1 pseudogene is annotated in these 206 nt (G+C 55.8%); it reads left to right on the forward strand.

From position 1 onward, the window contains the following. Positions 1 to 206, forward strand: a pseudogene (locus tag JUJ53_RS25335) (IS1 family transposase); the annotation flags it as partial.

Here is a 206-nt window from a genome sequence, read left to right on the forward strand (position 1 = left end):
TGGGCATCGCAACGGCAAACAAAGCTACCTGTGCCGAGACTGCCGCCGCCAGTTCCGAGACAATCCTCAACAGGGATATAGTCAAGAGGTCAAAGCCTTGTGTGTCACCATGTCCCTCAACGGTATGGGATTTCGAGCCATCGAGCGCGTGACCGGCATCAACCATAATAGTGTGATCAACTGGGTGCGCCAAGCCGCGGCAGCTA

The organism is Leptolyngbya sp. CCY15150 (assembly GCF_016888135.1).
Classification (GTDB): domain Bacteria; phylum Cyanobacteriota; class Cyanobacteriia; order RECH01; family RECH01; genus RECH01.